This window comes from Corynebacterium wankanglinii (assembly GCF_013601005.1).
Classification (GTDB): Bacteria; Actinomycetota; Actinomycetes; order Mycobacteriales; family Mycobacteriaceae; genus Corynebacterium; species Corynebacterium wankanglinii.
On the sequence record NZ_JABFED010000002.1, the window covers coordinates 326,837 to 339,915 of the forward strand.

The window sequence follows — 13,079 nt, forward strand, 5'->3', positions numbered from 1 at the left end:
CCGTTCACATTCGTCACCCGGGATACGTTAGCACCGCCCCCGAGACACCCCAATACGACGCGATACGCAACGTGCCCCGGCCGAGCTGACTCGGACGGGGCACGTAAGCACGCTGGGACTAGCGGCGCTCCTTGATGCGGGCAGCCTTGCCACGCAGTTCGCGCATGTAGTACAGCTTGGCGCGGCGGACGTCACCCTTGCGGACAACCTCGATCTTCTCCAGGTTCGGGGAGTGCACCGGGAACGTGCGCTCAACACCGATGCCGAACGAAACCTTGCGCACGGTGAAGGTCTCGCGGATGCCTGCGCCCTGGCGGCGCACAACAAAGCCGGTGAAGACCTGGGTACGAGTCACAGAACCCTCAATCACCTTGACGTGCACGTCGAGGGTGTCACCCGGGCGGAAGTCGGGGATGTCGTCGCGCAGCTGACCTGCGTCGACAAGATCAATGATGCCGTTGCTCATGAAAGCAATCCTTTACGTGTTCGGACAGAGGACCCTGGCGGCACTTCCCCTCTGGGGCGCTCGGCCGGTTCATGTCGATTACAAGAACCTGGAAGATGTTACATACGCGCCGGTCACTTACCAAATCCGGCGCGCTTGAGCGCGTCCGCCATCGAGCCGGATGCTTGACGACGCCCCTCCGGTTTCCCACCACCCCGGCGCTTCTTGGCCTGCCTGTTCTGGCCGCCTTGGTTCCGAGCATTCTTCGGAGTGGGCTGTCCGGGTTCGTCGTCGAGCCGCAGGCTCAGGCCGATGCGGTTGCGGGCCACGTCTACGTCCATGACTTTGACCTTCACTACCTCACCGGAGCGCACCACCTCGTGCGGGTCGGAGACGAATTTGTGGCTCATGGCGGAGACGTGCACCAGCCCATCCTGGTGGACGCCGACGTCCACGAAGGCACCGAAGGCGGCCACGTTGGTCACCGTGCCCTCAAGGATCATGCCGGGCGCGAGGTCCTTGACCTCGTTGATGCCTTCTTTGAATTCGGCGGTCTTGAATTCTGGGCGCGGGTCGCGCCCCGGTTTGTCCAGCTCCGCGAGGATGTCCGTGACGGTGGGCACGCCGAAGGTCTCGTCGGCGAAATCAGCCGGCGCGAGCTTAGTCAGCACGGCGGTGTTGCCGATGAGCTGCTCGGTGCCCAGCCCCGTCGCCTGCGCGACGCGCTCGACCACCGGGTAGGCCTCCGGGTGCACTGCGGAGCCGTCCAGCGGGTTCGCGCCGCCCTGGATGCGCAAGAAGCCGGCGGCCTGCTCGAACGCCTTCGGCCCAAGACGCGGGACCTTGCCCAGCTCCTTGCGGGTGGTAAACCGGCCGTGCTCGTCGCGGTAGGCCACGATGTTCTTCGCCACCGTGCCGGACAGGCCGGCGACGCGCTCGAGCAGCGGCGCCGAGGCGGTGTTGACGTCCACTCCGACGGAGTTCACCGCATCCTCCACCACCGCGTCCAGCGTCTGCGCGAGCGCGGTCTGGTTCACGTCGTGCTGGTACTGGCCCACCCCGATGGATTTCGGGTCCACCTTCACCAACTCTGCAAGCGGGTCCTGCAGGCGTCTCGCGATGGACACCGCCGAGCGCAGGGAGACATCCATATCCGGGAACTCCTCCGCCGCGATCGGGCTTGCCGAGTACACCGACGCACCCGACTCGGAGACCACCACCGGGGTCGGCCGCTTACCGCCAGCCTGGGCTATGAGATCCGCGACTTCGCCGGCGAGCTTCTCCGACTCGCGCGAAGCGGTGCCATTGCCCACCGCGATCAGCTCCACGCCGTGCTCCGCGGCCAGCGACGCCAGCTCCGCCCGGGAGGCATCCCAGCGGTTCTGCGGCTGGTGCGGGTAAACAATCGTGGTGGCCACAACTTTGCCCGTCTCATCCACCACCGCGCACTTCACACCGTTGCGGTAGCCCGGATCCAACGCCAGGGTGGCGCGCTGTCCCGCCGGGGCGGCCAGGAGCACGTCGCGCAGGTTAGTTTTGAACACCTGCAGCGCGCCCTCTTCCGCCTTTTCCTTCAGGCGCATGCGGGTATCCAGGTTCGCGGAGACCTGCAGCTTGGTGCGCCAGCCCCAGCGAACCGCTTTGGCTACCCATTCGGAGTCTTTCACCGGCAAGTCGAAGCGCTCGGCGATCATCCCCTCGTACACGGCCTCCTCACCGGCATCCATGTCGAGGGTGAGCACGCCTTCTGCCTCGCCGCGCAATAGTGCCAGGATGCGGTGGCTGGGCAGCTTGTCAAACGGCTCGGAGAATTCGAAATAGTCCGCGAACTTCGCCCCCTCGGTCTCTTTGCCCGCCACCACGGCCGAGCGCATGGTGCCCTGCTCGTAAACACGGTCGCGCACCGCGCCCACCAGGTCGGCGTCGGTGGCAAATCGGTCCACCAGGATGGCGCGCGCACCTTCGAGCGCGGACTTCGCATCCGGGAAGCCCTCCGAAAGGTAGGCCGCAGCCAGGATTTCGGGGTCGGCCGAAGGGTCGTCGATAAGCTGCTGCTCAAGCGCCTCTAAGCCCGCCTCGCGCGCGATGTCCGCCTTGGTCTTGCGGCGCTTCTTGTACGGGAGATACAGGTCTTCCACGCGCGCCTTTGTGTCGGCGGCGAGGATTGCCCCCTTTAACTCATCCGTGAGTTTGCCCTGTTCCTCGATGCTTTCCAGCACCGCCTGCTTGCGCTCGGCGAGCTCGAGGAGGTAGGTGTTGCGCTCTGCAATGTGGCGCAGCTGTGCGTCGTCGAGGCCGCCCGTGGCCTCCTTGCGGTAGCGGGCGATGAACGGGACAGTGTTTCCCTCGGCCAGCAGCTTCAGCGCCTGCTCGACCTGGCTGTCCCGGACACTCAGTTCTTTCGCGATGGTGGCTGCGATTGATGTCATTCGGGCGAGTGTAGTCGCCCGCGACTAGAGCAAGACTTGCGCCAGAAGCGAGCCGACGACACACGAGGTGAACACCGAAATCGCTCCCGGTACCAAGAATGAGTGGTTGATTACGTACTTGCCAATGCGCGTCGTGCCCGTGCGGTCGAAGCCGATGCACGCAAGGTCTGACGGGTAGGTCGGCAGAATCCAGTACCCGTAGGCTGCACCGTAGAACCCGACGATGATTTTCGGGTCGATGCCCAGCGCCAGGCCGATCGGAGCGATGGCCACGAGCGCGGCCGCCTGCGAGTTCACCAGCTTGGACACGATGAGCAGCACGATCGCGTAGGCCCACGGGGCCGCCTCCACCACGGAGCCGAGCCCTTCTTCCAGCTGGTCGATGTGCGCCGCGAAGAACGTGTCGGCCATCCATGCGACGCCGAAGACCGAAAACACTGCGGTCATGCCGGCCTTGAACACCGGGGTCGAGGCAATCTTTTTGTGGTCTACCTTGCAGAACAGCAGGATCAGCGCACCCGCGAAGAGCATCACCATCTGGATTGCAAGGTTCATCGACAGCGGCTTCATGCCTCCCTCGCCGTCATCGAAGGCCGGGCGCAGTCCTTCGAACGCACCGAGGATGACCACAAACACGATCGCGCCGAGGAATACCCACACGGCGTTTTTGGCGGAGCGCGGGAAGACCTCGTCCATCAGCGAGTGGCTGGACTGGTTGATGGACTCTGCAAACGCCGGATCTTTCAACCGCTCCTGGAACACCGGGTCCTGGTCAAGGTCTTTGCCCCTGCGCAGCGACCACAACGCGGCCAGCACCACACCAGACAGCGACGCCGGAATGGCCACCATGAGGATCTGCGGGATGGAATACGCCTTGTCAATCACACCGGCGTTTTCCGCCAGGATGGATGCGAGCGACACGGTTGCAACCGAAACCGGGGAGGCCGTGATACCCATCTGCGCGGAGGTGGACGAGACGGCCATGGGCCGCTCGGGACGAATGCCCTTCTTCAGCGCGATGTCCTCAATGATGGGGAACATGGTGTAGACGACATGCCCCGTACCGCAGAGAACGGTGAGAAACCAGGTAGTCAGCGGCGCGAGGATGGTGATGCGCTCCGGATGGGCGCGCAAAACCTTCTCCGCCTGTTGCATCATGACTTCGAGGCCGCGCGATTGCTGCAGCGTTGCGGCGCAGCCGATCACGGCGATGATGGTGAGCATCACGCCCACGGGCGGCTCGCCAGGCTCGAGCCCGAAGACGAACACCATCAGCATGAGGCCGATGCCGGAAATCAGGCCGAGGCCCAGCCCGCCGTAGCGGGTGCCGAGCAACAGCGCACCAAGAATTATGACGACTTGCAGGACGATGGCGACCACAGACGTTGGGTCGAGCACTGACGCGAGCATTTGTGTCCTTTCTCCCGAACACGCGTAACACTCTCAACCTTATGCAGCAATGGTCAGATCATTAAATTTTCATAGGGTGATGTCAGCCACCAGATCGGCTAAACCTCTATGGTCTGGCCCGACTCATAGGTGCCCACAACATCACCGACCGCCCGCGTGGCCTGCTCCACCGGCAACGCAGTCCTCCCCTCGACAGTGAGCACACTGCCCTCCTGCGCAATCCGGGTAGCCCGGTACCCCGCCTTCTTCAGCGCCCTGCGCATTTGCTTTGCGACGATCCGCTTCGCCCCACCCACTTGCAGCGTTGTAACCACGTCGCGGGCATCGAGCATGAACCGGTCGTCGGCGCTGAGCTCTGCCTGCTCCAACAGCTCGGGGCGGACCGCACGCGTGCGCTTCAGGGATTGCTCGCGGCGCCAGGCCTCCACCTTGGCGTGGTCGCCGGATGTGAGCACCGCCGGCGCCTCAATGCCGCGCCACACGCGCGGTTTGGTGTAGCTGGGCCCCTCGAGCAAGCCATCGGAGAAGCTGTCGTCCTCGTGGCTTTCGGTGTTGCCCAGCACGCCCGGGATCAGGCGGGTGACGGCCTCGGCGATGACGAGCACGGCCACCTCACCGCCGATGAGCACGTAGTCTCCAATTGAGACCTCATGCACCCGGTACCGGTGTGTGGCGTCCTCGAAAACGCGCTGATCGATGCCCTCGTAGCGCCCGCAGGCGAACACGATGTGTTTCTCTCGCGACCACGCCTGCGCATCTTTCTGCGTGAAAGGCTTACCCGCCGGAGTGGGCACGAGCAGCAACGGCTTGTCGGTATCGCCACCGCCTTCGTACGGGCGAGGTGCGACATCATGGACGTCGTCATGGCGCAACTTATCGTTGCGGTGGGCCTCCGCCGAATCTAGCGCGGTGCCGGCGCGGCCCGCAGCAACGTCGTCGAGCGCAGGGCCCCACACCTCCGGCTTCATCACCATGCCCGGTCCCCCACCGAGTGGCGGCGAATCCACCGACTTGTGGTTGCCGGTTGCCCAATCGCGCAGGTCGTGCACGCCCACGGAGAGGATGCCCTGCTCGATCGCCTTGCCCAGCAGCGCGTGGCGCAGCGGATCGAGGTATCCGGGGAAGATGGTGACAACGTCTAAGCGCAGCTGCGGGTTAGACATCCAGCAGGCCCTCGGGCGGGGTAATAACGAGGTAGCCCTCATCCAGTTCGAGCTCCGGCACAAAATCCATCACGAACGGGACCATGACATCCTTGCCCTTGTAGTCGATCTCCAGGATCTTGCGGTTCGGCGCGTCCATCACGCCAGTGACCTCGCCGACCTCAGCGCCGTCGTGGCGCACCTTCAGGCCAATCAGCTCGTGATTGTAGTACTCATCCGAGTCCTCGTCGCGCTCCAGCGGTTCCGCGTAGAACTTCATGCCACGCAAGCTGTCCGCCGCGGTGCGGTCCTGCACCTCTTCAAAACTGACCAGCAAGCGCTTTTGGTGCGGCCTAACCGACTTCACGGTCAGCTCCCGCTCCTTGCCCGCCTGGCGGCCAGCCAGCACAGCGCCAACAACGATGTGCTGCTCCGATTCGTCCGCCAACAATTCGACGGCGACTTCGCCTTTCACACCGTGGGATTTCACCACCCGGCCAATAATGAGCTCCATGGGTGGTTACGGTAGCAGGGTGCCGGTTTCCGGCCTATCGTTCCTCCCTCCCGGGTCCACACTTACACCACTCAAATTGTTCAACCCCTCCTAAACGCGAAACCCCCGCTCCTGCACGTGGTGTGCGGGAGCGGGGGTTCGTCGAAAAGCGGGAAGCGCTTAGTTTTCCTCAGCCGGAGCGTCCTCGGAAGCCTCAGCGGACTCGCCTTCAGCCTCAGCGGCCTCAGCCTCTGCAGCGGCGGCGGCCTCGGCAGCCTCCTTCGCCTCAGCCTCTTCCTTGGCCTTCTTGCGCTTCTCGGTGATGGCCTCGGCGGTCGGGCCGTTCTTAGCCTCCTCGAGCGCCTGGTTGAACAGGTCGAGCTTGGACGGCTTCTCCTCGGCCACCTTCAGGCTGCCCTCAGCGCCGTCGAGGCCCTTGTGCTTCTGCCAGTCGCCGGTCACCTTGAGCAGTGCGAGCACCGGCTCGGTCGGCTGCGCGCCGACGCCCAGCCAGTACTGTGCGCGCTCGGAGTCGATGCGGATGAGCGACGGCTCTTCCTTCGGGTGGTAGATGCCGATGTTCTCGATGACGGCGCCGTCACGACGGGTGCGGGCGTCAGCGACAACAACGCGGTACTGGGCGTTGCGGATCTTACCAACGCGCTGCAGCTTGATCTTTACAGCCATGATGTACTTCCTTGTAGGTCACTGGGCAGTGCAGACACTCGCCGCTTGCCGACGAGCCGGTTCAACCCTTCTTATTTACCCTGCGCGTGCCTGGCCGGGCGACCTCCCCGTCGAGGTGCGACCTCGTGGAGTGCAGACGGTTCCGGCGCGTACGCAGTTATGGACTTGTCGTGCCTGACGCCAAAGCGCCGGGCAACCCAAGGGAGTCTACGCGGAACCCACTACGACGCCAAAACCGGTGGGGTTGCCGGTTCGGCGCAATGCGGATCGAGTTGTAATGTCTTCAATCGCTTGTGACGTTAGAGGATCACAGCATCACGATTGAGACGGGTTGGAGAAGCGGTTGACTACGACAGCGGGACACACGTCGCAGCCGACGAAGGGTTCAACCGCCTACAGGGTTGACTTGGACGGCCTGCGAGGCTTTGCCATCGCCCTCGTGGTCATCTTCCACGTGTTCGTCGGTCGCGTCTCCGGCGGCGTGGATGTCTTCCTGCTGCTGTCCGGCTACTTCTTCCTGGGCGGGCAACTGCGTTACGCATTACGCCCCAACCCGAATCTGAACCCGTGGTGGCCCCTGTGGCGCACGATCCGCAGACTGGTGCCCGCGCTGGCACTGGTGGTTGTGGCCGTTATCGGGCTCGTGCTGGCAGTAGCACCCGAACTCATGAGCGTGGAGCTGTCCCGCCAAGTCACCGCATCCATGCTGTACTACCAAAACTGGGAGCTGGTCGCCCAGAACGCGGACTACGCCGCCGCGAGCCAAGAGACCTCCCCGTTGCAACACCTATGGTCCATGTCGGTGCAGGGGCAGTTTTACCTGTTTGGCATTGCGATGGGCTGGCTGATCGCTATCGCTGTGGTGAAGCTCCGCGCCAACCCGGTGCACGCACGCCGCGCCGCGATCGGTGTTTTGGCCGTGATCACTGTCGTCTCCTTCGCCTGGGCATCCCGTTTCGGGCTCGAAGGAACTGGTGAGAACTACTACTCCACGTTCTCCCGCGCATGGGAACTGTCTCTGGGCGCCCTGCTGGCGTTCGTGCCTGCGCACCGGTTTTTGCCCGAAGCCACCGCGTGGCTCACCGCGCTGCTGGGCGTGGTCCTCATCGCCGTCACAGGGCTGATCGTGCCCACTTCGCTGGCGTTCCCCGGCCCCGTGGCCCTGATCCCCCTCACCGGCGCTGCGCTGGTAATTCTGTCCGGCAACTCGAACCCCGTCTCCGCCGTGCTCGCGTCTTCGCCCATGACCTGGCTGGGAAACGTCGCCTACTCGCTGTACCTGTGGCACTGGCCGCTGCTGATCATTGTCACCGTCCTCGGCGGCTACGACACACCGCCGGCATGGCTGGGAGCCCTTGTCATCGTGGTCTCGCTGTGCCTCGCGCACGTGACGCACACGCTAGTGGAAGATCCGCTTCGCCAGCACCGCCCCCGTCCGCGTGGGGACGACGATCCCGTCGCGGCCGCCCGCACGTCCCTTCGCACGGTGCCGGGTGCGGCGCGCGCAGTGGGCGGAATTGTAACCGGCGTTCTCTTTGTTGCCGCCCTGGCCCTGCAACCGTACTGGGACCACCGGGTGGATACCGCCGAAAAACCGCTCGACCCTGTGACGTACCCGGGAGCCCGCGCACTGCAAGGCGCAGCGGTGCCGGACGTGGAGGCTCGCCCAAACCCCCAGCTCATCGCCGGTGTATTCCCCCCGATCGGCGAGGAAGGCTGCATGATCTTCCTCCCCGAAGGCCCGGAGGAAATGCCACGCCCGGACTGCGTCTACGGCGACCTGGAGGCAGAGACCACCGTCGTACTCGCCGGCGGCTCCCACATCGAGCCGTTCATCGTTCCCTTAGACGCCCTAGGCAAGGAACACGGATTCAAGGTTGCCACGTTCGTGCGTCAGGAGTGCCCGCTTGTGGTCGGCGGCCCTGAGGACCCGGCCAACGAGATCGTCTCTCCCGAGTGCGCCGAGTGGGGCGAGAACGCGCTGCAGGAGATCCTCAACCTCGCACCCGCCATGGTCATCTCCACCTCCACCCGCCCGGCTGGCCATGCCGGCGGCGGCCTCGTCTCCGCCGATTACGTGCCGGACGCGTACGCCAATCTCTGGCAGCGCCTCGCGGAGCTGGGCATTCCGTTTGTGGGGCTGCGCGACAACCCGTGGATGTTCAACCCAGACGGCGATCCGATGGACCCCAACCTGTGCATTGTCTCCGGCTACCCGGAGTACGCCTGCTCCATGGCCGCGGACATGGTCTACGCGCCGGAGGACCCGGCTGCGGTGTTCCTCGACGGCAGCTTCGCCCAGTGGAGCATCGACACCTCCGGGTGGTACTGCGTCGACGGCATCTGCCCGCCGCAGATCGGCAACGTGTACATCTACCGCGACCAGAACCACATCTCCAACGCGTACGCTGAATCGCTCGCGCCCCTGCTCTGGGAGCAGCTCTCCCCCATCTTCGCGGAGCTTTCGCTTATCGACGCACCTCCGGCCACCCCCTAAACCCAGCCGTTCACGCCACCCGGGGTGCAACCCCCATCCAGGGCGTAGATCCCGGGCACAGACCCCGAGAAGCAAACCCCGAGAATGCGCCGAATGTGCGGGCGTTCTCGGGGTTTGGTGAGCGGTTAGAAGAACTTACCCTTCTGCATGCGCTTCATCGCCTCATTGAAGTCGAGGTTATTCAGATCCATGCCCTGCATTCCTGCCGGCAGTTGCTCCTGCAGCTTCTCCAGCTCCTTCGGGTCCGGCATCCCGCCGGGCATACCCGGCATGCCCGGCATCTCAGGCATCTTGGGCATGCCCGGCATACCCCCTCCGCGCTTCGGCGGCTTGCGCTTGCCGTTTTTACCCTTCCGCCCCTTCGGCTTTTTCTTGGTGGCAGAGCGCCCGCCCATACCCGGCATGCCCGGCAGACCGAACTGGCTGGCCATCTGGCCCATCATCTTCTTCGCTTCGAAGAAGCGGTCCACCAATTGGTTGACGTCGGAGACCTTCACACCGGAACCGTTGGCGATGCGCTTGCGCCGGGAAGCGTTGAGGATCTTCGGGTCCTTGCGCTCCTCCGGGGTCATGCCACGGATGATGGCCTGGATGCGGTCGAGCTGCTTCTCGTCCACCATGTCGGCCATCTCGTTCATGGCCTTGCCACCCGGCATCATCTTGAGCAGGTTGCCGATGGGCCCCATGCGGCGGATCATCAGCAGCTGGTCCAGGAAGTCCTCGAGCGTGAGCTCCCCCGATGCGAGCTTGTTCGCGGCGGCTTCAGCGTCCTGCTCGTTGTACGTCTGCTCCGCCTGTTCAATCAGGGACAGCAAATCGCCCATGCCAAGGATGCGGCTGGACATGCGCTCCGGGTGGAAGACGTCGAAGTCCTCGAGTTTCTCACCTGTGGAGGCGAACAGAATCGGCTTGCCGGTGACCTCCCGGATGGACAGGGCCGCACCGCCGCGGGCGTCGCCGTCGAGCTTGGTCAGCACCACGCTCGTGAAGTCCACGCCCTCGGCGAAAGCCTCGGCGGTCTTCACCGCGTCCTGGCCGATCATGGCGTCGATGACGAAGAGGACTTCATCGGGATTGACCGCGTCGCGGATGTTTCGCGCCTGGGTCATCAGCGTCTCGTCGATGCCGAGGCGACCCGCGGTATCGATGATCACCACATCGTTCTTTTGTTGCTTGGCGTACTCGATGCCTTGCTGCGCTACCGCGACCGGATCACCGTGGGAGGTGCCCATCTCGTGCTCGAAGGAATCCAGCGAGGTACCCGGATCCGGCGCGAATGTGGGCACGCCAGCGCGTTCGCCGACGATCTGCAGCTGTTGCACAGCGCCTGGGCGCTGCAGGTCACACGCCACCAGCATCGGGGTGTGACCCTGCTTGGCCAGGTGCTTGGCCAGCTTGCCGGCCAAGGTCGTCTTACCGGCGCCCTGCAAACCGGCGAGCATGATCACCGTCGGCGGGTTCTTCGCCATGTTCAGCCGGCGCGTTTCGCCGCCGAGGATGTTGGTCAGCTCCTCGTCGACGATCTTGATCACCTGCTGCGCAGGGTTCAATGCCGCGGAGACGTCCGCGCCGAGGGCACGCTCCTTGACGCGCTTGATAAACGCACGCACGACCGTCAAAGACACGTCCGCCTCAAGCAGCGCGAGCCGGATCTCGCGCGCTGTGGCGTTGATGTCTTCCTCAGTGAGCTTGCCCTTGCCTCGCAAGCCGCCGAGGGCTGATTGAAGCCGGTCGGACAGTGACTCGAACACGGTGTGCACGCTCCCTTGCGCTGCTAGCGGAAAAATATCCCCACAAGACTAGCGCGCGCCCCGGGTGGCTAGCACATCACCGGGGCGCAGGGCCGTGGTCGAGCGAGCGCCTAGCCAAGCAACGCGTCGACGAAGCTTTCCACCTCAAACGGCGCGAGATCGTCGGCCCCCTCGCCCAGGCCGACGAGTTTGACCGGCACGCCCAGCTCCTCTTGCACCTGGAAGACGATGCCGCCCTTGGCGGTGCCGTCCAGCTTGGTCAGCACCACGCCGGTGATGTCCACCACCTCGCGGAACACACGCGCCTGCATGATGCCGTTTTGGCCCACGGTGGCGTCGAGCACCAGCAGCACCTCGTCGACGTTGCTCTTCTTCTCCACCACACGCTTGACTTTGCCCAGCTGGTCCATGAGACCGGTGGAGGTGTGCAGTCGCCCGGCGGTGTCCACGAGCACGACGTCCGCACCCTCAGCGACACCGGTGGCCACGGCGTCGAAGGCCACCGACGCCGGGTCCGCACCCTCCTTGCCGCGCACGGTGGACGCGCCGACGCGCTTGCCCCAGGTTTCCAGCTGGTCGGCGGCCGCGGCGCGGAAGGTGTCGGCGGCGCCGAGGACCACGGAGTGGCCCATGGACACCAGCACGCGCGCGAGCTTGCCGGTGGTGGTGGTCTTGCCCGTGCCGTTCACGCCGACGACCAGGATCACGGCCGGCTTACCGTCGTTCGGCATGGCCTTGATAGAGCGGTCCAGGTCCGGGCGGGCGGCCTCGATGAGCGTCTCGCGCAGCATAGCGCGTGCCTGCTCCTCGGTCTCCACGCCGCGCTCAGCGATCTTCTCGCGCAGGGAGTCGGTGACCTTCATGGTCAGCTCCGCACCGAGGTCCGCCATGATGAGCGTATCCTCGATCTCCTCCCATGCGTCCTCGTCCAGGTCGCCGGCGGTCAGGATGCCCAACAGGCCCTGGCCGATGGCGTTCTGGGAGCGCGACAGGCGGCCACGCAGCTTGCCCATGCGGCCCGCTGCCGGAGCGATGTCATCCAGCGGCTCGTCGGCAGGCGCCTCAACCACGACGGCATCGTCGGAAACCTCAGCACCCTCCTGGCGGGCTTCATCGGCACCGGTTTGCGCAGCCGCTGCCGCTGCGGCGGCCTCCTCGGCCTCTTCCCGGGAGGCAGCCTCTGAAGTGGCCTCCGGCTCGACCGGGTCAGGTTCCGTGACGACGTCCTCCGCAACCGGGAGCTCTTCCTCCTGGACTCGCAGCTCCTCTTCGACGGCGCCATTGTCAGGAGCCGTTTGCTTATCGACGCGCTCCGCCGGGACACCCGCAACCGGTTGCTGCTCGGCGGGACGCTCCGGCTCCACCGGTTCGTCAGCCTGCTCCACCGGTTCGTCCGCCGGCACCGCCGGTTGCTCAGCGGCAGGCTCTTCCTGCGCCGGTTGGGAGATCTCGGTGGGGACCTGCGGCTCGTCGTCACGCGAAATTGCTCGCTCGATGACGCTTTGCTCGCCGTCCTGCTCTTGTGGAACAAAAGCAGCCGCGGCCTCGGGCTGCGGCGCCGCCTTCTCACGGCGGATCGGCTCCGGCTGCTTGGGCTGCGCGTCGGCCTGCGCGAAGTTGAAGCCGCCCTTCGCCTGGTAGTTGCCCGACTTCTCCTGTTGGGTGAGCTCCTTGGGCTCCTCCACCTTTTCAAAGGAGATGGTCTTCGATTCCTTGCGCTTCTTCCCGGCCGCGACAATGCCGATGAGGATCAGCGCGATGACAACGACTGCAAGGACGATCCAAAATGCAGTGCTATTTACTAAGGCATTGAGATCCATGGGCTCCAGTGTGCCAGCCCCGTCGACATCACGCGGGAGCGGGCACCAGGAAAGCTCTAGTGGCTCCGTTGGTAGAGCTCCCCGTCACCGAGACCGATCCTCACATCCCCGTCGTCAGTCTTGGCCACCGGCAACCGTGCTTCTTCGCCGCCCTCGGTAAACACGATGTGATCGCCATCGACGGTGCACGTCTCGTCGCGCTCTACGCTCCCAGGCTCGGCAGCGTGGTGGAGCGTGCAATCTCCGCCGTCGATGGTGAGAGTGCTGGTCAGGTTCTCCCCACCGGCTGACTCCACTTTGGTGTAGGTGCCGTCGAGATTCGTTGTAGCGGAGCATCCTCCCGCAAAGAACGTCAACGCAACAACACCGATAACCCCGGCAGTACGTAAAGCTGACATTTCCATC

Annotated in this window: 9 protein-coding genes and 1 pseudogene; 1 reads left to right on the top strand and 9 read right to left on the bottom strand. The window is 64.7% G+C overall.

The genetic code is table 11. The features are described from left to right. Positions 1–118: 118 nt before the first annotated feature. The 6 genes and pseudogenes from rplS to rpsP form a co-directional block, all read right to left on the bottom strand. Positions 119–466, bottom strand: coding sequence for a 50S ribosomal protein L19 (rplS, locus tag HMA55_RS04590; RefSeq protein WP_181191882.1), 348 nt, complete (start codon positions 464–466; stop codon positions 119–121). Positions 467–579: 113 nt separating this feature from the next. Next, positions 580–2,874 (bottom strand): Tex family protein, encoded by a 2,295-nt coding sequence (locus HMA55_RS04595; RefSeq protein ID WP_181191883.1) that lies wholly within the window; start codon positions 2,872–2,874, stop codon positions 580–582. A 24-nt stretch (positions 2,875–2,898) separates the two neighbouring features. Further along, the gene (locus tag HMA55_RS04600) at positions 2,899–4,284 is read right to left on the bottom strand and encodes an anaerobic C4-dicarboxylate transporter (protein WP_181191884.1); all 1,386 of its coding nucleotides are present in this window, start codon (positions 4,282–4,284) and stop codon (positions 2,899–2,901) included. Positions 4,285–4,610: 326 nt separating this feature from the next. Continuing rightward, positions 4,611–5,447 (bottom strand): annotated as a pseudogene (trmD, locus tag HMA55_RS04605) (tRNA (guanosine(37)-N1)-methyltransferase TrmD); the annotation flags it as partial. Next, positions 5,440–5,940 carry a ribosome maturation factor RimM gene (gene rimM / locus HMA55_RS04610; protein WP_181191886.1) on the bottom strand — a complete coding sequence of 167 codons (501 nt, stop codon included), beginning with the start codon at positions 5,938–5,940 and terminating at the stop codon, positions 5,440–5,442. The gene rimM and the pseudogene trmD, both read right to left, overlap by 8 nt. Positions 5,941–6,099: 159 nt before the next feature. Further along, positions 6,100–6,606, bottom strand: coding sequence for a 30S ribosomal protein S16 (rpsP, locus tag HMA55_RS04615; RefSeq protein ID WP_181191887.1), 507 nt, complete (start codon positions 6,604–6,606; stop codon positions 6,100–6,102). A 343-nt stretch (positions 6,607–6,949) separates the two neighbouring features. Here rpsP and HMA55_RS04620 point away from each other — a divergent pair, with 343 nt between their 5' ends. Next, positions 6,950–9,103 carry an acyltransferase family protein gene (locus HMA55_RS04620; protein WP_235961735.1) on the top strand — a complete coding sequence of 718 codons (2,154 nt, stop codon included), beginning with the start codon at positions 6,950–6,952 and terminating at the stop codon, positions 9,101–9,103. 125 nt (positions 9,104–9,228) lie between these two features. Here the strand turns inward: HMA55_RS04620 and ffh are convergent, their stop codons facing one another. The 3 genes from ffh to HMA55_RS04635 form a co-directional block, all read right to left on the bottom strand. Further along, positions 9,229–10,854, bottom strand: coding sequence for a signal recognition particle protein (gene ffh / locus HMA55_RS04625; RefSeq protein ID WP_181191888.1), 1,626 nt, complete (start codon positions 10,852–10,854; stop codon positions 9,229–9,231). A 110-nt stretch (positions 10,855–10,964) separates the two neighbouring features. Then, positions 10,965–12,674: a signal recognition particle-docking protein FtsY gene (gene ftsY, locus HMA55_RS04630; protein WP_181191889.1), complete on the bottom strand. Its 1,710-nt coding sequence runs from the start codon at positions 12,672–12,674 to the stop codon at positions 10,965–10,967. Positions 12,675–12,730: 56 nt separating this feature from the next. Then, positions 12,731–13,072 (bottom strand): hypothetical protein, encoded by a 342-nt coding sequence (locus HMA55_RS04635; RefSeq protein WP_181191890.1) that lies wholly within the window; start codon positions 13,070–13,072, stop codon positions 12,731–12,733. Between the last annotated feature and the right edge of the window lie 7 nt (positions 13,073–13,079).

What these genes read in the sequence shown, in the direction of transcription:
- rimM (WP_181191886.1), bottom strand. Translation starts at nt 5,940, where the DNA reads ATGGAGCTCATTATTGGCCGGGTGGTGAAATCCCACGGTGTGAAAGGC.
- ftsY (WP_181191889.1), bottom strand. Translation starts at nt 12,674, where the DNA reads ATGGATCTCAATGCCTTAGTAAATAGCACTGCATTTTGGATCGTCCTT.
- rpsP (WP_181191887.1), bottom strand. Translation starts at nt 6,606, where the DNA reads ATGGCTGTAAAGATCAAGCTGCAGCGCGTTGGTAAGATCCGCAACGCC.
- rplS (WP_181191882.1), bottom strand. Translation starts at nt 466, where the DNA reads ATGAGCAACGGCATCATTGATCTTGTCGACGCAGGTCAGCTGCGCGAC.
- HMA55_RS04595 (WP_181191883.1), bottom strand. Translation starts at nt 2,874, where the DNA reads ATGACATCAATCGCAGCCACCATCGCGAAAGAACTGAGTGTCCGGGAC.
- HMA55_RS04600 (WP_181191884.1), bottom strand. Translation starts at nt 4,284, where the DNA reads ATGCTCGCGTCAGTGCTCGACCCAACGTCTGTGGTCGCCATCGTCCTG.
- HMA55_RS04635 (WP_181191890.1), bottom strand. Translation starts at nt 13,072, where the DNA reads ATGTCAGCTTTACGTACTGCCGGGGTTATCGGTGTTGTTGCGTTGACG.